20 protein-coding genes are annotated in these 17,411 nt (G+C 65.9%); 11 read left to right on the forward strand and 9 right to left on the reverse strand.

Annotated features, from left to right (window positions below; all coding sequences use genetic code 11):
* The first annotated feature begins 96 nt into the window (after window positions 1-96).
* The 6 genes from KRR38_RS24450 (at window position 97) to KRR38_RS24475 (ending at window position 5,200) form a co-directional block, all read left to right on the forward strand.
* Window positions 97-1,050, forward strand: coding sequence for a sulfotransferase (locus tag KRR38_RS24450; protein ID WP_217406052.1), 954 nt, complete (start codon window positions 97-99; stop codon window positions 1,048-1,050).
* Window positions 1,010-1,273, forward strand: a complete 264-nt coding sequence (locus tag KRR38_RS24455) for a hypothetical protein (RefSeq protein WP_217406053.1) — start codon at window positions 1,010-1,012, stop codon at window positions 1,271-1,273. The genes KRR38_RS24450 and KRR38_RS24455 overlap by 41 nt, the downstream gene beginning before the upstream one ends.
* A gap of 11 nt (window positions 1,274-1,284) precedes the next feature.
* On the forward strand, window positions 1,285-2,532 hold the full coding sequence (locus tag KRR38_RS24460) for a DUF1214 domain-containing protein (protein ID WP_217406054.1): 1,248 nt from the start codon (window positions 1,285-1,287) through the stop codon (window positions 2,530-2,532).
* A 36-nt stretch (window positions 2,533-2,568) separates the two neighbouring features.
* Window positions 2,569-3,414 (forward strand): cupin-like domain-containing protein, encoded by an 846-nt coding sequence (locus KRR38_RS24465; RefSeq protein WP_217406055.1) that lies wholly within the window; start codon window positions 2,569-2,571, stop codon window positions 3,412-3,414.
* 92 nt (window positions 3,415-3,506) lie between these two features.
* A complete protein-coding gene (locus tag KRR38_RS24470) occupies window positions 3,507-4,382 on the forward strand; it encodes an SDR family oxidoreductase (RefSeq protein ID WP_217406056.1) in 876 nt (291 codons plus the stop codon).
* Window positions 4,379-5,200: a sugar phosphate isomerase/epimerase gene (locus KRR38_RS24475; RefSeq protein WP_217406057.1), complete on the forward strand. Its 822-nt coding sequence runs from the start codon at window positions 4,379-4,381 to the stop codon at window positions 5,198-5,200. Before KRR38_RS24470 ends, KRR38_RS24475 begins: the two co-directional genes overlap by 4 nt.
* Here the strand turns inward: KRR38_RS24475 and KRR38_RS24480 are convergent.
* Together KRR38_RS24480 and KRR38_RS24485 are read right to left on the reverse strand one after the other, a co-directional pair.
* The gene (locus tag KRR38_RS24480; protein WP_217406058.1) at window positions 5,197-5,478 is read right to left on the reverse strand and encodes a DUF427 domain-containing protein; all 282 of its coding nucleotides are present in this window, start codon (window positions 5,476-5,478) and stop codon (window positions 5,197-5,199) included. The genes KRR38_RS24475 and KRR38_RS24480 overlap by 4 nt on opposite strands.
* A gap of 46 nt (window positions 5,479-5,524) precedes the next feature.
* Window positions 5,525-7,108: a GMC family oxidoreductase gene (locus KRR38_RS24485; RefSeq protein ID WP_217407447.1), complete on the reverse strand. Its 1,584-nt coding sequence runs from the start codon at window positions 7,106-7,108 to the stop codon at window positions 5,525-5,527.
* Window positions 7,109-7,213: 105 nt separating this feature from the next.
* On the opposite strand from KRR38_RS24485, the gene KRR38_RS24490 reads away from it, so the two are divergent.
* Entirely contained in the window at window positions 7,214-7,660 is a 447-nt protein-coding gene (locus KRR38_RS24490; RefSeq protein WP_217406059.1) for an SRPBCC domain-containing protein, read from the forward strand.
* Window positions 7,661-7,752: 92 nt separating this feature from the next.
* On the opposite strand, the gene KRR38_RS24495 is transcribed toward KRR38_RS24490, so the two are convergent.
* From KRR38_RS24495 to KRR38_RS24505, 3 genes are all read right to left on the reverse strand, one after another.
* The gene (locus KRR38_RS24495; protein WP_217405267.1) at window positions 7,753-8,679 is read right to left on the reverse strand and encodes a phosphatase PAP2 family protein; all 927 of its coding nucleotides are present in this window, start codon (window positions 8,677-8,679) and stop codon (window positions 7,753-7,755) included.
* Window positions 8,680-9,287: 608 nt separating this feature from the next.
* Window positions 9,288-10,079, reverse strand: a complete 792-nt coding sequence (locus KRR38_RS24500) for a sulfite exporter TauE/SafE family protein (RefSeq protein ID WP_217406060.1) — start codon at window positions 10,077-10,079, stop codon at window positions 9,288-9,290.
* 97 nt (window positions 10,080-10,176) lie between these two features.
* The gene (locus KRR38_RS24505) at window positions 10,177-10,782 is read right to left on the reverse strand and encodes a hypothetical protein (RefSeq protein WP_217406061.1); all 606 of its coding nucleotides are present in this window, start codon (window positions 10,780-10,782) and stop codon (window positions 10,177-10,179) included.
* A gap of 199 nt (window positions 10,783-10,981) precedes the next feature.
* Here KRR38_RS24505 and KRR38_RS36405 point away from each other — a divergent pair, with 199 nt between their 5' ends.
* From KRR38_RS36405 to KRR38_RS24520, 3 genes are all read left to right on the forward strand, one after another.
* A complete protein-coding gene (locus KRR38_RS36405) occupies window positions 10,982-11,737 on the forward strand; it encodes a hypothetical protein (protein ID WP_254514961.1) in 756 nt (251 codons plus the stop codon).
* Window positions 11,738-11,804: 67 nt separating this feature from the next.
* On the forward strand, window positions 11,805-12,059 hold the full coding sequence (locus tag KRR38_RS24515; RefSeq protein ID WP_217406062.1) for a DUF5654 family protein: 255 nt from the start codon (window positions 11,805-11,807) through the stop codon (window positions 12,057-12,059).
* On the forward strand, window positions 12,059-13,315 hold the full coding sequence (locus KRR38_RS24520; protein WP_217406063.1) for a dipeptidase: 1,257 nt from the start codon (window positions 12,059-12,061) through the stop codon (window positions 13,313-13,315). The genes KRR38_RS24515 and KRR38_RS24520 overlap by 1 nt, the downstream gene beginning before the upstream one ends.
* On the opposite strand, the gene KRR38_RS24525 is transcribed toward KRR38_RS24520, so the two are convergent.
* The 3 genes from KRR38_RS24525 to dapD all read right to left on the reverse strand — a co-directional run bounded on the left by KRR38_RS24525 (window position 13,312) and on the right by dapD (window position 14,887).
* Entirely contained in the window at window positions 13,312-13,722 is a 411-nt protein-coding gene (locus KRR38_RS24525; protein WP_217406064.1) for a DUF1810 domain-containing protein, read from the reverse strand. The two genes, KRR38_RS24520 and KRR38_RS24525, sit on opposite strands and share 4 nt — an antisense overlap.
* 29 nt (window positions 13,723-13,751) lie before the next feature.
* Complete coding sequence (locus KRR38_RS24530) at window positions 13,752-13,964, reverse strand: hypothetical protein (RefSeq protein WP_217407541.1); 213 nt, start codon at window positions 13,962-13,964, stop codon at window positions 13,752-13,754.
* 86 nt (window positions 13,965-14,050) lie between these two features.
* The gene (dapD, locus tag KRR38_RS24535; RefSeq protein ID WP_217406065.1) at window positions 14,051-14,887 is read right to left on the reverse strand and encodes a 2,3,4,5-tetrahydropyridine-2,6-dicarboxylate N-succinyltransferase; all 837 of its coding nucleotides are present in this window, start codon (window positions 14,885-14,887) and stop codon (window positions 14,051-14,053) included.
* Window positions 14,888-15,048: 161 nt separating this feature from the next.
* Between dapD and KRR38_RS24540 the strand changes: the two genes are divergently transcribed.
* Window positions 15,049-16,716 carry a hypothetical protein gene (locus KRR38_RS24540; RefSeq protein ID WP_217406066.1) on the forward strand — a complete coding sequence of 556 codons (1,668 nt, stop codon included), beginning with the start codon at window positions 15,049-15,051 and terminating at the stop codon, window positions 16,714-16,716.
* Between the two features lie 20 nt (window positions 16,717-16,736).
* On the opposite strand, the gene gmk is transcribed toward KRR38_RS24540, so the two are convergent.
* On the reverse strand, window positions 16,737-17,396 hold the full coding sequence (gmk, locus tag KRR38_RS24545; protein WP_217406067.1) for a guanylate kinase: 660 nt from the start codon (window positions 17,394-17,396) through the stop codon (window positions 16,737-16,739).
* Window positions 17,397-17,411 lie beyond the last annotated feature (15 nt).

The following is a 17,411-nucleotide window of genomic DNA, read 5'->3' on the forward strand; positions in this document are numbered from 1 at the left end:
CCTTGGTCGCCAGCTTGCCGCGGCGGTCATGAAAAATCCACTTGCCGGTGCGGCCGCCCTGTTGTCCTCTTCGCGCAACGAAAAAAGGGGAGAGGCATGAGCGGACAACCGCAGCGCCTGCTGGCGTTCGATGACATCCTGCAACTCGCGGAGCGTGAGAGCGGGGCCTATGGCCTTGCGGATGCCGGCCTGGTCGCGCGTGTGAAGGAAATGGTCGAGCGGTTCAACGCGCGCGGTCCCTACGAAGGGTATCAGGTCGACGCGATGCGCCCGCAGGTCGTGCGGATGCTGTCGGGCCGGCTCAAGATGCTGGCCGACCTGCAGCGCTATCCCGCGATCGCCGAAGAGAGGATCGAAAGGCCGGTGTTCATCGTCGGCTTCCCGCGATCGGGCACGACGCTGCTGCATTCGCTGCTGGCTGAGGATCCCGAAGCGCTCAAGATCCAGTCCTGGCACCTCCTGTCACCCTCGCCGCCGCCCGGGGCAGGACCGGTCGCAGGGCAGCGCATTGCCGAGGCGCAGCGGCGGATCGAGGAATGGATGGACTTCTGCCCGGCGCAGCGGCCGATGCATCCCTATATCGATAAGGGTGCGTTCCAGCTCTGCGAGAACGAGGAAGCCTATTCGCTCGATTTCCAGAACGCCTATCCGTTCTACTACTTCCGCGTGCCGACGCTGGAACCGGCCGATGTGCTGTCGGGCGATCCGCAGGATTCCTATCGCTTCCACCGCCAGCTTCTCCAGCACCTGCAGTGGAACACCGGCAAGACGCGCTGGATATGCAAGGAGCCCGGCGCTCAGATGCGCTTGCCCGAGCTGTTCGAAGCCTATCCCGATGCACTCTGCGTCTGGGCGCACCGACCCATCGCAGAGATCTATGCCTCCAACGTCGCGCTGCGCGCGGCGGTCTACGACACGATCCGCGGGCAGCCCAACGATTTGCGCAGCCGGTCGCAGCAGATCGCCGAGGGCATGAAAGGGGGCGTTCGACCGGCTGATCGCCAGCGACATGATCCGCGATCCGCGCATTCTCCACCTGCCGTTCCGTGAATTGGCCGCCGATCCGCTCGGCGTGGTGCGCAAGGTCTATGCGCGGCTCGGCGAGGAGGTCAGCCCGGCTTTTGAGGCAGCGATGAAGGACTGGCTCGCCAATCCCGAAAATGCCGTCGACCGCTATGGCCGCTATCCCTACAGTTACGAGGCTTTCGGGCTCGACCGCGACTGGGCGGAAGAGCTGTTCGCCGATTACAGCCGCTATTTCGGCCTCGATTGAAAGATCAGGTGATGTCCACGAATCCCCTATTCACCGAAGCCCAGCGCCGGATCGAGGATCGCGCGATGGCGCTGCTCCAGCGCGACGATCTGAAGCGCGTGCGCGGCGTGGTCACCCTGCTCTGGAAGAACGTCGCCGGCTGGCCTGCGCGCGACCAGGCCGACCGGTTCGACAACATGATCGACGAGTACATGTTCCACCACGCCTTCCGCGCGGCGAACGGCGATCCGAACAACCCGGAGGCCGTGCGCTTCATGGTGCCGCCGCATCGCTGGTTCGGCCGCGACGTGCCCGGATCGCGCTGGGGCGGCGACAGCCCGGACTTCGTCTACCGCACGATCCCGGTCGCCCACGGCGGCCGCTATGAGATCAAGGGCAGGCCTACCTGCGCCGAGGCGCCGACGGTCAACTATTCGCTGATGGCCGACAACACCGCCTCGCCGGTGACGCAGACCCTGCTCGACAGCCTCGACATGGAATTCGAGGGCGATGGCAGCTTCACGATCACCATCGACGGCACGCCCGCCGAGGGGCGGCGCAACCATATCCAGACCAAGCCCGGCGCCGATTTCATCATGGTCCGCGATGCGCTGAGCGACTGGCTGGCGCAGTCGGCCAATGACCTCACCGTCACCCGGCTCGACCCTTCCGGCGGGCCGATGCGCGAGGACGATATGGCGCGGCACTGCGCCCGGATCGCACTCGATAACGTCTACTACACCTACTACTGCACGCAGTCGGGCGCGGGTCAGCCGCCCAACGCAATCCGCCCGCCGATGTCCTCGGCGGCCTTCGGCGGCATGGCGACGCAGGCCGGGACCAAGGGCAATCTCGACCTGGGCGAGGGCGACGCGCTGATCGTCCGCTCGAATGCGGCGGGCGCGCAGTTCCGCAACCTGACCCTGACCGATGCCTTTCATATGTCGATCGAATACTGGAAACGCACGTCGAGCTTCAATGCGCGGCAGATGGCGGCGGACGAGGACGGCAAGTTCACTTTCGTGGTCGCCCACCGCGATCCGGGCGTGCACAACTGGCTCGACACCGGCGGGCTGCGGCGTGTGATCTTCGGCCAGCGCTGGCAGGCGTTCGAGCGCGGGGAGGCGAACGAGGACCCGTGGATGGAGGTGCGTCAGGTAAAGTTCGATGCGCTCGACAAGGAATTGCCTGACGGGGTCAAGCGTATCGATGCGGCGGGCCGGCGCGACCAGATTGCGGCGCGCGAGGCCGGTTTTGCGCGCCGCTTCACCGAGGCCTAAGGGTTCTTTTACCGCTCCCGCGCTAAGGCCGGGAGCATGTTCGAGGCGGCCTTCCTGCAGGAATCGCTGGCGACCCTGGAGGGCGTCTATCCGCTCGTCGCGAGCTTCCTGACGCACCGGATCGCCGAACACCCGCTGCTGGGGCTCGAAGCGCTCAAGAAGCTGGCCGCGCGGATGCGACCCGACACGCTCGAGCACAACGCTGCGGTCGACCTGCCGCTGGGCATCAGCAATGCCGAGACACCGCAGAACGGGCTGTCGGTGCACGAGACGATCGACCGGATCGAGGAATGCGGTTCCTGGGTGCTGCTCAAATACATCGAGCAGGATCCGGCCTACCGTGACCTGATGCACGGCGTGCTGGGTGAGATCGCCCCGATCGTCGCCCGGCGCACCGGAGCCATGATGCGGTTCGAGGGCTTCATCTTCATCTCGTCCCCGCGCGCCGTGACGCCGCTGCATTTCGATCCCGAATACAACATCCTGTTCCAGGCGCGCGGATCGAAGACGATGACGCTGTTCCCGACCGCCGATCCCGACATCGTCACGCCCGAATTTTTCGAAGCCTATTTCGCCGGCGGCCCGCGCAACCTGCCCTGGTGCGACGAATGGCAGGCGCGCGCCCGCGCGATCTCGATCGGGCCGGGCGAGGCGATCTACGTGCCGATCCTGGCGCCGCACTGGGTGCAGACGCACGACGAGGTGTCGATCTCGCTGTCGCTGACCTGGCGCAGCGAATGGTCCTTCCACCACGCAGATGCCTGCCGTTTCAACCGGCGGCTGCGGCGGGTGGGGTTGAGTCCCGCGGCGCCGCGGCTCTATCCGGCGAATAACCGGATGAAATCCTACGGCCATCGCGCGCTGGCCCGGCTCGGGCGCTGATCGATTGGCCCGATCACGACGGTTCGTCCACATCGCCTAATTGCCTGAGCCCTCCCGCAGAGTAGACTGCGCCAAAACCGGGAGAGCAGATCATGACATCGACCCACCAGGCCCCTTTCGCCGGCGCCAATGCGCTGATCTTCGGCGGTGCCAAGGGCATCGGCCGCTGCGTCTCGCTCGAATGGGCGAAGCGCGGGGCGCGGCTGGCGGTTGCCGACATCGATGAGGCCGCCGCCAAAGCCACGGCCGAGGAGATCGTCGCGGCGGGCGGCAAGGCGGTGGGCATCGCCGCCAACATCATGAACGAAGCTTCGATCGCCGCGGCGGTCGCCTCGGCCGAAGCTGCGCTGGGCGAGATCGACATTCTGATGAACAATGTCGGCGGCATGCTCAACGGCCACCCCGAGGACATTCCGATGAAGGAATGGCAGCGGATCGTCGAGCTCAACTATCTGGGCTCGGCGCGGGCGAGCCTGGTGCTGCTGCCCAAGTTCCTCGCACGCGGCAGCGGTCATATCGTCAACACGGCCTCCTTCGCGGGGCTCTATCCTTATGCCGCGAGCCGCGTGCCCTATGCGGCGTCGAAGGCCGCGGTGATCTCGATGAGCCAGAACCTGGCGGTCTATTGCGAGCCGCAGGGCGTGCGCGTCTCGTGCCTGATGCCGGGGCCGGTGATGACCGGGGTGATGGATTCGATGACCTCGTGGACCGAGGACTGCCCGATGCGCGGTCCCGGCAAGGAGACCAGCCTGATGCTGCCCGAAGAGGTGGCCGTGGTGCTTTCCGACGGGATGCGCGACGGCAGGATCCTGATCCCGTCGGACCCGGTCGCCTTCGATATCGTCAAGCGCTGGGCGGAAAATCCCGATGCCTTCATCCGCGCCAAGATCGCCGAATTCGCCGGCGGCGACCGCGGCAATCCGGTGATCCCCGACGCGGTCAAGGCGCTGATCGGAGGTGCGAAGTGAACCGTCTGGGTGTCGAGATGCTCACGCTGCTGGGCATGCCGCCGGTGGAGTACGTGAAACTGGCGAGCGAACTCGGCTGCGTTTCGGTCTCGACCGGGCTGTCGGGCCTGCCGCTGACCATGTTCGGGATCACCGACTTCGCGCCCTATCCGATGTGGTCGCTGCGCGACGATCCGTCGCTCCGGCGCGAGATGGTGGCGGCGATGCGCGATACCGGGGTGAAGATCGGCCTGGCCGAGGGCTTCAGCGCCAAGTCGGACGCTGACGTGTCCCATTTCGCCACCGATCTGGACATCTTCGCCGAGCTCGGCGCCGAACGGCTCAACGCGATCTGCATGGAAGACGACATGGCCATGGCCACCGACCAGCTCGGCAAGCTGGCCGGCATGGCGGCGGAGCGCGGCATGGTCTTCACGATCGAATTCTTCCCGAGCGAGGGGATCAACTCGTTCGAGCGGGCGCTGGAGGTGACGGGCGGCATCGGGCGCGACAAGGCCAAGGTGCTGCTCGATTCGATGCATTTCTTCCGCACCGGGGGGACGCTGGCGAAACTGGAGGCAGCGGGGACCGACGTGGTGGGCTATGTCCAGCTGGCCGATGCGCCGAACACGCCGCCGGGCGACAGCTATTTCATGGATGCGATGTTCGCGAGGCAAGTACCGGGTGAGGGCGAGCTACCCTTGCGCGAACTTATCGCCGTGCTGCCCGCCGACATGCCAATCAGCCTGGAAGTACCGCGGCTGAGCGATCTCAAGGCGATGGGCGGCCGCGCCCATGCCGCGCGCGTCGTCGAGGCGGCGCGGGCGCTCGGCGCCTAGCCGACTTCGACGCCTTTCCAGAAGGCGATGCGGCCGCGGATGTTGTCGGCCTTCGGCTTGGTTTCCGGGTAATACCAGGCGGCGTCCTTGTTGGTCTGGCCGCCGACTTCGAGCGAATAGTAGCTCGCCAGGCCCTTCCACGGGCAGGTGGTGTGGGTGTCGCTGGGGCGCAACACGGCCTGGTCGACCGCTTCGGGCGGGAAATAGTGATTGCCTTCAACCACTATCGTATCGTCGCTGCGCGCAATTACCGCGCCGTTCCAGCGGGCTTCGACCATGAGCGTCTCCTTTTCCGGCTGCAGCCAATGAGACACCATCTGGGCGTCAGCGCGCCGCTTGCAAGACCATCTCGGCGCCTTTTTCGGCAATCATCATCGTCGGCGCATTGGTGTTGCCCGAGGTGATCGTCGGCATGACCGAGGCGTCGATCACGCGGAGCCGGTCGACGCCTTGCACGCGCAGCTCGGCGTCGACCACGCTGCCCATCGCCGCCGTGCCTACGGGATGGAAGATCGTCGTGCCGATCTCGCCCGCGGCGCGCTGGAGGTCTTCCTCGCTGTCGTAGCTCCGACCCGGGCGGACCTCCTCGGGATGGTAGCGCGCCATGGCGGGCTGGCCGACGATCGCGCGGGTCACGCGGATCGCCTGGGCGGCGACGCGGCGGTCTTCCTCGGCTGCGAGGTAGTTGGGCCGGATCGCGGGCGGGGCGGCGGGATCGGCCGAGGCGATCGCGGTGCGGCCGCGGCTTTCGGGGCGCAGGTTGCAGACCGAGGCGGTGAAAGCCGGGAAGGGGTCGAGCCCGCCTCCGAAGGCCTCGAGGCTCAGCGGCTGGACGTGGTATTCGAGATTGGCCGTGGCGTAGCGGCCGTCGCTTTTTACGAACATGCCGAGCTGGCTCGGCGCCATCGCCATCGGGCCAGAGCGGCGCAGCACGTATTCCAGCCCGATCAGCCCCTTGCCGATCAGGTTGGCGGCACGCTGGTTGAGTGTCGAGACGCCGCTGACCTTGTAGGCGCAGCGCAGTTGCAGGTGATCCTGCAGGTTGCCGCCGACTTCGGGGCGATCGACCAGCGGTGCGATGCCGAGCGCGCCCAGCCTCGCCGCGTCGCCGATCCCCGAGCGTTCGAGCACTGCCGGCGAGCCGATCGCGCCCGCTGCCAGCAGCACTTCTCCGCGGGCGCCGGCGACATGGTTCGCGTTGCCCAGCCGATACGCGACACCAACAGCGCGCCCATCCTCGATCACCACCCGGTCGACCAGCGCGCCGGTCACCACCTTGAGGTTGGCGCGGCTGCGGACGGGCTTGAGGAAGGCGTCGGACGCGCTCCAGCGCCAGCCGCGGCGCTGGGTCACGTCGAAGAAGGCCGAGCCTTCGTTGTCGCCGCGGTTGAAATCGTCGATCGCGGGCAGGCCCCACTCGCCGGCCGCGCGCTGGAAGGCTTCGAGGATGTCCCAGCGCAGCCGCTGCTTCTCGACCCGGATCTCGCCGCCGGCGCCGTGGAAGGTGCTCGCTCCGGCATAATGGTCCTCGGCGCGCGTGAAATAGGTCAGGACATCGTCCCAGCCCCAGCCGAGGTTCCCCGCCTGGCGCCAGCCGTCGTAGTCGGCGCTCTGGCCGCGCATGTAGATCATGCCGTTGATCGACGACGAACCGCCGAGCACGCGCCCGCGCGGATACTTGAGGCTCCGGCCGCCAAGCCCTGCCTCGGCCTCGGTCTGGTAGAGCCAGTCGGTGCGCGGATTGCCGATGCAGTAGAGATAGCCCACCGGCACGCGGATCCAGATGTAGTCGTCCTTGCCGCCGGCCTCGAGCAGCAGCACGCGATTACGCGGATCGGCCGACAGCCGGTTGGCCAGCACGCAGCCCGCGCTGCCGCCGCCGGTGATGATGTAGTCGAACTCGTCCATAGGGCTGCGCTGGCGCATTCCCGCATCGCGGCGATGGGGCAAGCATTTTGTTGGGCGCGGGGTGGCGTTAGGCTAGGAACGGCGCGAATTTGGGGGAGGGCGAGCATGAAGCGACCGGCGAAAAGCGGCGTAGGGCACAGGATCGAGATTGCGGCGCCGGCAGCGGCGGTCTGGGCGGTGATTGCCGATCTCGACCACTGGGGCGCCTGGAACCCGCTCTATGTCCAGGCGAGCGGCAAGGCCGTGGTCGGAACGCCGCTCGACATGACGATCCAGCTCGAAGGCATGAAGCCGCAGAACGCGCGCGCCACGGTGGTGACCGCCGAGCCCGGCGCCTGCCTCGAATATGCCATCTCAAACCTCGGCGGGCTGGTGAAGGCCTTCCGCTATATCGACATCGCGCCGCTGGGCGAGGGACGCTGCGCCGTCTCGAACGGCGAGATCATGAGCGGCCTGCTCGGCAATGTGCTGGCGGGCGTGGTTGGCGAGAAAGTGCACAAGGGGCTGCAGGCGATGAACGAGGCACTGAAGGCGAAGGTCGAGGGCGGGTGAAGGTCTGCTTTGTTGGGGAGTCCGGACAGGCAGCTTCTCGCGGTTCCGTGCAAGCCGACCTTCGCTTGCGCACTGTGTCCGAGTGAAACCAGCTAATTGCTGGGGACATTCTCCCCACCACGACGCTGCCTTTCGGGACGGTTTTGATCACCTCCCGCGAACCTGCATAGACGCGGGTAGAACCGCTCCGTTACGCCGATGACGGCGGCAGCGACGAGCGCCCCACCGATGATATCCACGAGGTAATGTCCGCCAACGATCGGTGTCGCCGCGATCATGAGGCCGTTGAAGATTACGGAGGTCGGCCGAAGGACCGCAATCGGCCAAGTCGCCCAAATGAAAATCAAGCCAGAGATGCAGTGATAGCTGGGAAAGGCAATCAGCGCGCCGCCGGTGAAGTGTGACATTACTCTTCCGCCCCCACCGTGAATCTTCAGAAACTGTTGAACCCAGCCATGGCTCGAATGGGACATATCCGGATAGATGGCGATCCGGTCGTCACCATAGCCAAGATGCGTCCAGGCCTGCGTTGCGGGCAGGAAATAGAATATGGCCGCGGTAACGCACAGGGTGAGGGCCGATACGATTATGAACTTCTCGAGCTTGTCGGCTCGCCCTTTCGCCGCCAGCAGGCAGATAATCAGGATCGGCTGCGGGAAGATCAACCAGTAGCTCGGCAGGACGAGCGAGGTTAGGGTCTCGTGCGAATAGATAAAGGAGGCGTAAGCCTGCCAATCGTAACCCAGTGCCCTGTCCATCCGAAGTAGCGCCTCATCGGCCAACTCGTTTCCGGACGTGGCGGCGGCGTAGGTTACCATCATTGCGGCAGTCGAGATAACAATGCCCTGGAAAAATGCCGTGCCGGCAATCGCGACGCAGTAGGTCGGCTGCTTCTTTAGCAATGCTGCGAGGCAGCCGCCGATAACTATAATTACCAAACGCTCTAACCAATCATTCGAAGTAACGCGGAAACCGGTCGCTAGAAAGAGAGCGACCCCGCAAAGAGCAAAAAGCCACACTGGAATCCAAAGGCGTAGCCCTAAGATTGAATACCTCTCATCACGTTGCCTGTCCATGGCCGAGTTGTTTGGCGAGGTATTTCAAATAATTCGTTATTGCCGATGTAAGAGACTCATCCGGAACGGACTATATTGTCGCGATGAAAATAATCCAAAACGGATATTTTCTCCGTCACGGCGTTAGTCATTCATTGACGAAGGCGACCGGCTGTCAAATTGTGTCCACACAAGTTCCAAGCCTCATCGGTAGCTGGGGACTTATTATTAGCGATTGTATAGATTGCAAACACTGGCACGGGCCGGGCCCTATCCCTCCTGCCAAAGCAGGTAGGCGCCGACGCCAAGCGCCAAGATGCACGGCGCGAGGATGAGCCACTGAAGCCAATGAGGTAGCGCGTACCAAAAGTTGTCGACGAGGAAGTCCCACATCACTCCGGCTTCTCCGGCTCCAGCTGGATCTTCACCAGCTTGCCTAGCCTCTCATCCTAGCGCACTGCATCGTCGTCCGCCTGCATGTTCATGATCGCACTTCCCCGTTCCGAGCGTCCGCTTTTAGTCCACGAGGATGGCCGTCTCAATGGCGGCAATGTCGGCGAACCCCGCCCGGCTCACGTAAGCAGCTTCACCCCCGACAGCGCCAGGACCATCGCCAGCAGGGGCCGTATCCAGCGGTCCGAGGCGCGGCTCGAGAACAGGCTGCCGACGATGACTCCGGGGATCGATCCGATCAGCAGGTTGACCAGGAGGACGAGGTTGACGTCGCCGATGATCCAGTGGCCGAAGCCGCCGACGAAGGCGAGGGGCACGGCGTGGGCGATGTCGGTGCCGACGATGCGCGACAGCGGGATGTTTGGATAGAGCATCAGCAGCGCGGTGACGCCGATCGCGCCGGCGCCGACCGAGGATACCGAAACCGCGACGCCGATCGCCGCGCCCAACAGGACCGTGGGCAGCACGGCCCGTCTGGGCGGTTCGAGCGGGTCGAGCCCGCGGGCGAAGCGCCGCAGCCGCCTCTGGAAGGCCACGGCGATCGAGGTCAGGATCAGCATGCCGCCAAGCGCCGTCATGATGAGGTGCTGGGCCGATTTGTCGATCTGGCCCATGTGCCAGATCGTCAGCAGCGTCAGGCCGGCCGCGGGAATGGAGCCGCTGGCGAGCCGGCGCAGGATCTGCCAGTCGACCGTGTCGCGCCAGCCGTGCACGCCCGAGCCGAAGATCTTGGTGGTGCCGGCGTAGAGCAGATCGGTGCCCACCGCGGTCTGCGGGCTGACGCCAAACATCAGGACCAGCAGCGGCGTCATCAGCGAACCGCCGCCGACGCCGGTCAGCCCGACCAGGACGCCGACGAGCACGCCCGCGAGCGCATGCAGCAAATCGAGCTGGTGAAACAATGCGCTCATTCTAGCCCCGGCGACCCTGTTGGAGGACGGGGGAGCGGTAGCGGGAAGTTATAGCGGCGCAAGCGATCAATTGTGGCGGCGCGATGGCGTCGCCGGGCTAGATCTGATCGAACAGCGACGGCATGTCATTGATCTTGGAAGAGAAGTCGGCGCTGCTGTTACGGAACTGTTCGCTCCAGCCGCGCGCCTCGCGCTCTTCGGGGCTCATGTCGTCGTACTGCGCGGCGAGCTGGGTACTGAAACTGGCGATCGAGCTGGCGTCTAGGCCCTTGCTCATCGCGCTGAGGAAGCTGGTCTGGGTGTCCTCTTTCAGCGCCTGCTTGGCGGCGCGGCTCTCGGCGGCGCTGAAGCTGCCGTCCTTGTTGAGCGCCATCAGCGCGAGCGCCCGGCCCGAAAGCTGGCTGAGATCGGCCGAGCCCTTGGCCGTGCCCGCGGCGTACTGGGCGTCGAGAGTGGCGCGCGTCTCGGTCAGGACGACGCTGGCATCCTTTGCATTGTCGGCCTTGGCGGCGGCTGCGGCGAGCGCGGCCTGCGAGATGTTGACCTGCGTGCCCGAGGACGAGCTGGCGGCCGCCTTGGTCTCGGCATCCTTGGCGAGTTTTTCGAGCGCCGCCTGGACCGCGGCGCTGGCATCGGTCTGGCTGGTACTGGACGTGGTGCCGTAGCCGTAGCTCGACATGATCGAGGTAAGCGACACGTTCATGACTTCGTCTCCGCCGCCAGGATCGGCGACCTGTCCGTGCCGGGTAAACGAGCATGGTTAACGAAGCGTTTGCGGGCAGCCCCGGCAATGCCCGAAAGCGGCGCGGACAAAGGGTTTTCCTACTCGGCCACGCTTTGCCAACGTCTGCGTGGCCGCTGGATTCGGACCTCGTTGCGAAAGGAAAAATATGGAACATTTAATGAACAAAAAGCTGATATTCGATGCAGTGCGCGATCTGCTCGGACGCGGCTTCACGCAGGCGGAAGTCGATCTTCTCGATGCCGCCATCGACCGGGCAGGCAAGACGGCACAACCGCGCCTCGGTGCTCTGTCCGAGCGGTTCGAGAGCGGCGGCCGCGGGCCGGGCGTGGTGTCGAGCGGGAAAGGCGATCCCGGCGGCGTGTCCTACGGCATCTGGCAGCTGTCGAGCCGGGCCGGCACCGCCGCGGCCTTCGTCGCGGCCGAAGGTGGGCGGTGGCGGGCCGAGTTTGCGGGCACAGCGCCGGGCTCGCCAGCCTTCTCCACCGCTTGGCGCGCCATCGCCGAGCGTGAGCCGGAGGCCTTCGCCGAGGCCCAGCATGCCTTCATCGAGCGTACGCACTATCGCCCGGCGGTGGCCGCGGTCCGCCAGCGCACGGGGCTCGATCTCGATAGGCGGCATCCGGCGGTTCGCGATGCGAGTTGGTCGGTCGCAGTCCAGCACGGCGGCGCGGCGGGCATCCTGGCCGATGCGGTGACGAGCACCGATGCCTCGGGGCAGCGCGCCGATCGCGGTTACGACCGGGCTCTGGTCGAGGCGATCTATGCGTCGCGGACTGCCTATGTCCTGCGCGTTGCCGCCCGGGCGGGGTTGGACTCGGCGCAGGGCCGCGTGCTGCAGTCGGTCGCGTGCAGCCGCTATCCGGTCGAACTCGCCGCGGCGCTGGCGATGTTCGATGCGCCGACCGCTGCGTAACGCCGCGTATTGCCAGGGAGCGCGGCGGCGATAGTCTGCGCTCGGGAACCATACAGGGAGCAGAACGATGAGAGACCCCCGTGCATTCGTCCAGACCATGATCGCCCTGGCTTCGGCTTCGCTCGGCCTCGTCGCCGCGCTGGCCTGGAACGAGGCGATCAAGGCGACGCTGGCCAGGCTCGGGCTCGGGGACGATCTCGCCGGGCTCTATACCTATGCCATCCTGGCGACGGTGATCGCGGTGGTCGTGCTGTCGCTGCTGGGCAAGGCGGCGGCGAAACTCGGCGGCGAGGCAACCTTCGAGCGCGAGGCCGAGGGTTGATGCGCATAGCAGCGTTCCTGGCCGGCACGGTGCTGCTGGCCTCGCCGGTATTCGCAGCACCAAGCCCTGAACAGGTAGTGGAAGCCGCGCTGCGCGCCGCGCCGGTCTGGGACGGGCACAACGACGTCCCCGAACAACTGCGCGACCGGCGCAAGGACGTGATCGCGGATTTCGACTTCCGCGACACGACCAACACCGCCGATCCGGCCAAGGGCGACGGCGCGATGCAGACCGACCTCGCGCGGCTGCGCAAGGGCCGCGTCGGCGCGCAGTTCTGGTCTGTCTTCGTCTCGGCGAGTCTGCCCGAGCCGCAGGCGGTCCAGGCGACGCTCGAGCAGATCGACGTGATGAAAAGGCTGATCGCGCGTTATCCGCAGGACATGGTGTTCTGCACCACCGCGGCCGAGGTCGAGAAGGCGATGAAGTCGGGCAGGATCGCGTCGCTGCTGGGCATGGAAGGCGGCCATTCGATCGGCGGTTCGCTGGGTGTGCTGCGCCAGATGTACGCGCTCGGCGCGCGCTACATGACGCTGACCCACTTCAAGAACAATGCCTGGGCCGACAGCGGCACCGATGCGCCCGCGCACAATGGCCTGACCGACTTCGGCCGTGACGTGGTGCGCGAGATGCAGCGGCTCGGCATGCTGGTCGATCTCAGCCACGTCAGCGAGGCGACGATGCGCGATGCGCTCGAAGTGGCGAAGGCGCCCGTCATGTTCAGCCACTCGGGCGCGCTGGCGGTGTCCGGGCATCCGCGCAATGTGCCCGACGCGGTGCTCGACAAGCTAAAGGCAAACGGCGGCATCGTCATGGTCAATTTCTACCCGGCCTATGTCAGCGCTGCGCTGCGCGACTGGAGCGCGGCGCGGATGGGCGAACAGGCGCGGCAGAAAGCGCTGCATCCCGACCGTCCGGACGCAGTCACCGCGGCGATGGCGCAATGGGACGCGGAGCGGCCGAAGCCGGTGGCTACGCTCGCCGAGGTGGCAGACCACGTCGATCACATCGTCAAGCGGGCCGGCATCGACCATGTCGGCGTGGGCGGCGACTTCGACGGGGGCTCGGTTGGGCTGCAGGGCATGCCGGACGTCTCGGCCTATCCGGCGCTGTTCACCGAACTGGCACGGCGCGGCTATTCGCAGGCGGACCTCCAGAAGATCGCCAGCGGGAACATAATGCGCGTGCTGAAGGCGGCGGAAGCCTATGCGGCGGCGCACCGGGCAGACCCGCCGATCGAAGCGCCGACGACGTTCTAGAGCCGGGCGATCGTCTCCGGATCACGCTCGCCGGCGCAGAAGGCGTCGAGCGTTTGCGCGAAATGGGGAGCGCCGCCGGTTGCTTCGAACAGTGTCATCGAACTGCGCAGCTTGAGTGCGTCGACCGGGCCGAGGATCGCCTCGGCGGTCCTGCGCCCGGACCAGCCGAGCAGAGCATCGGTGCAGTCGGCCAGCCGCGGTCCGAGCAGGCTATGGGCGATGTAGGCCTCGGCTTCGGCGCGATCGGCGATCGCGTAGCGCTGCGCCATGGCGCTGTGGCCGAGGCCGGCGATCTGGGGGAATATGAACCACATCCAGTGGCTACGCTTGTCCCCGGCGCGCAACTCGGCGAGAGCGCGGGGATACACTTGCTCCTGTGCGGCGACGAACCGTTCGAGTGGGTCCATCGCCGATACTTTCCTCAGCCCTGGCCAGCCTAGCCCTGGTTCGTGACCGGCGGCGCCTGGTTGGTGATGCCGTCGCCGGCACGGTCCTGCGGGGCGTTGTAGGCACCGGTCATCCAGATCGCCGACATTGCGACGATCGCCAGAACTAGGCTGATCAGCAGGACATATCGCACGATATGCGGCGTGCTCGCGCCGCGGGCCTCGTCGGTGTGGATGTGCACCTCGTCGCCAATGCGTTCCATGTCTGGTCTCCTCGCATCCTCTCCCGAAAAGCCGGGATTCTAGAACGCAGAAGCGCAGAGCAAGGTTCCGGGACGAGGGATCTGCCTCAGTCGCGCAGCAGTTCGTTGATCCCGGTCTTGGACCGCGTCTGCGCATCCACCGTCTTAACGATAACCGCGCAATAAAGCGAGGGGCCAGGCGTACCGTCGGGCAGCGGCTTGCCGGGGAGCGAGCCGGGGACGACGACCGAATAGGGCGGCACCTTGCCGATGTGGATCTCGCCGGTGGCGCGGTCGACGATCTTGGTCGAGGAGCCGAGGAACACGCCCATCGAGATCACCGCACCCGCGCCGACGATGACGCCCTCGGCCACTTCCGAACGCGCGCCGATGAAAGCGCCGTCCTCGATCACCACCGGGTTCGCCTGGAGCGGTTCGAGCACGCCGCCGATGCCGGCGCCGCCCGAAATGTGCACGCCCTTGCCGATCTGTGCGCAGGAGCCGACCGTGGCCCAGGTATCGACCATCGTGCCCTCATCGACATAGGCGCCGATGTTGACGAAGCTGGGCATCAGCACCACGCCCTTGGCGATATGCGCGCCGCGGCGGGCGACGGCACCGGGAACCACGCGGAAGCCGGCTTCCTTGAAGCGGTCCTCGCCCCAGCCTTCGAACTTCAGCGGCACCTTGTCGAAGGCGTCGACGCCCGCGGCGCCGTAGGGGATCGGGCCGTTGTCGTTGAGGCGGAACGAGAGCAGCACGGCCTTCTTGAGCCACTGATTGACCTTCCAGCCGCCTTGGCCGTCCGGCTCGGCGACGCGCGCCGCGCCCGAATCGAGCAGGGATAGCGCGTCGTCGACAACCTTGCGGACGTCGCTGCTGGCGGGCGTGACGGTGTCGCGCGCTTCCCAGGCGGCTTCGATCGCGGTTTCGAGTTCGGACATGCTTGGTTCCCTTCAGGCGAATGCTTTGGGCAGGCGCCTATCGCCTGCGTGCGGCGAGGACAAGAGGCGTGAGGAAGGGCGGCCATGCCAAGGCCGCGTTAACCATATTCTGGCATTCACTATCCCGCGATGGCATAGACCGCCGCGCAGAGGGGCACGCGATGATGGAGACTGGGACGAGAGCTCTCTCGCGGCTGGGCGCCGCGGTGCTCGGCGTCTTCGTCCTGGCGATCCTGTCCGGCATCTTCCAGCCCATCTACACCGACGAGGTCGGCTGGCGCCTGCAGGAACGCGCTGGCTTCGATGGCGTCGACAAGCTGCTGACCGAGGTCTGCGGACCGAACACCCTGGCCCGCCCGCCGTTCTGGATGATGCCGGCTCGGTATTATTCGGCGCTGTTCAACGGGCTGTTCGCAGAGCCGATCTATGTCCGTCTTTCGGGCATTCTCTACGCTCTGATTTTCACGGCGACGATCCTGATGCTGATCGGGCGCGTCGCCCGGACTGCCGGCGATCGGATTTCGCTTTCGATTCTGGCGCTGGGCCTGCTCAGCCTGGGTACGATGCCCATCCTGCTTGTCTGGAGCCGACCCGAGCAGCCGATCGTGCTGGCCTTCGCCAGCGCCCTGCTGATCGCCTTTGGCGACTGGAACAAGGGCGAGCCTCCTGCGCCGAACCTCGATACCGCCTCTCGCACCGCCTGGCTGCGTTCGCTGGCGGTCCTGCTGCTCGCCAGCGTGGCGCTGAGCTATCATGTGAAGGCTCTCTTCACGGTGCCGATCTTCCTCGCTTGCATCTATTTCGCCTCGCGCGGACGGGCGGCGCATATTCCGCGCATCGTTACCGCCCTGATCCTGGTCGCGATCACCGCCTGGGCCGCGCAATACTGGATTCATCGCCTCGAATGCCCGAATGCCCCTGAAGTGCGCGCCATGTTCGTCGGCAATAATACCGGCGCGGCGCTGGTCGGCGCGACGGGCTGGTCGCAGATATCGCCGCTGCTCGCCAAGGCGTTCGAAAACCTGAGCCTGTTCCAGTACCTCGGCATGCCCGCTCCGCGCACGGAGCCGATATCCAGTTGGCTGCCGGCTCACCGGGTCAGCCTTCATACCTCCTTCTCCTGGTTCCTGGTGCTGGTGGCTCTCTGGGGGATCGCGCTCTCGCTTTCGGCTTTCTGTCTTGCCGGAGCTCCCCGGCGTGCCTGGCGCCAGCGGAGGCTCGATGCTCGCGTCGTCTTTGCCGCGCTGCTGATCGCAGGCATCCTCGGCTGGAGTGCCTCGCAGGGCTTCCGCAATCCCTACGAGGCGATCTTCGTTGTGCCCATGGCCGTGCTGGCCGTGATCCTGGCGCTGGCGACCCGCGAAGAAGGCGTGCCGTTCGGCGGCGCCATCCAACCCTTTACCGTGGTCGTGGGGCTGCTTGGAATGGGAAGCGTGGCGATCATGGCGGCGATCTATGGTCCCGTGACCCTGCGCTCTACCGGCGAGCGGGGCTATTTGAAGGAGCAGCCGTTCTCGATCAGTGCTTTCGGTTATGCCGGTCTGCGCCGCGACATGCTGGCCGCTGCCCGCAAGTGCGGTATCGCCGATCCCGACGCAAAATATGGACTGACCCTGGACGACGTGACCTACTTCACCTTCATGAAAAGCCGTATGCCGGAACATACCAATGGCATGTTCCTGGGCGATATGCCGGTCGAGCCGATCGGCTACCTGAAGAGCGTGAAATCGGAAGGGATCGTTGCCAGCTGCAAGCGATTGCCGCCCGAGCTCCAGGCGCGCGCCAAGCGCGAGGGGCAGTTCTGCTGCATCGCCCCACCCAGTTGGTAACACTCGGCTGGTAGCGGCGTTCAGGCTTCCGGCTTGGTCAGCTCGCGGACGAAGCCGATCAGGCCGGTCTGCCGCGCGCGGCTGAGCCGTTCGGCGGCGAGGATCTGGACGACCTTGTCGAAGCAGACGTCGATATCGTCGTTGACCACGACATAGTCGTAGCCGTCCCAGTGGCTGATCTCGGCCTGGGCGCGGGCCATGCGGCTGGCGATCACTTCGGCGCTGTCGGTGCCGCGCGCGGTCAGGCGGCGGCGCAACTCGTCGAGGCTGGGCGGGAGCAGGAAGACGCGGACCACGTCGGTCTCGGCTTTCTGGTAGAGCTGCTGAGTGCCCTGCCAGTCGATGTCGAAGAGGAAGTCCTTGCCTTCCCTGAGCCCCGCCTTGATCTGGGCTTTCGGCGTGCCGTAGCTGTGGCCGAAGACGTGGGCCCATTCCATGAAGTGGTCGTCCTCGACCATCTGGTCGAACTGGGCCTGGGACTTGAAGATATAGTCCTTGCCGTCGACCTCGCCGGGACGTGGCGGGCGCGTGGTCACCGAAACCGACATGCCGATCCGCTGGTCATGCTGGAGCAGCCGGCGCGAGATCGTCGTCTTGCCCGCGCCCGAGGGCGAGGAGAGGATGAACATCAGCCCGCGCCGGTGCAGCGCGTCGTCATGCGTTTCGGGTGTCTGGACCATGCCCGCTGATGGCGG

The organism is Novosphingobium sp. G106, assembly GCF_019075875.1.
In the GTDB taxonomy this organism is placed as follows: domain Bacteria; phylum Pseudomonadota; class Alphaproteobacteria; order Sphingomonadales; family Sphingomonadaceae; genus Novosphingobium.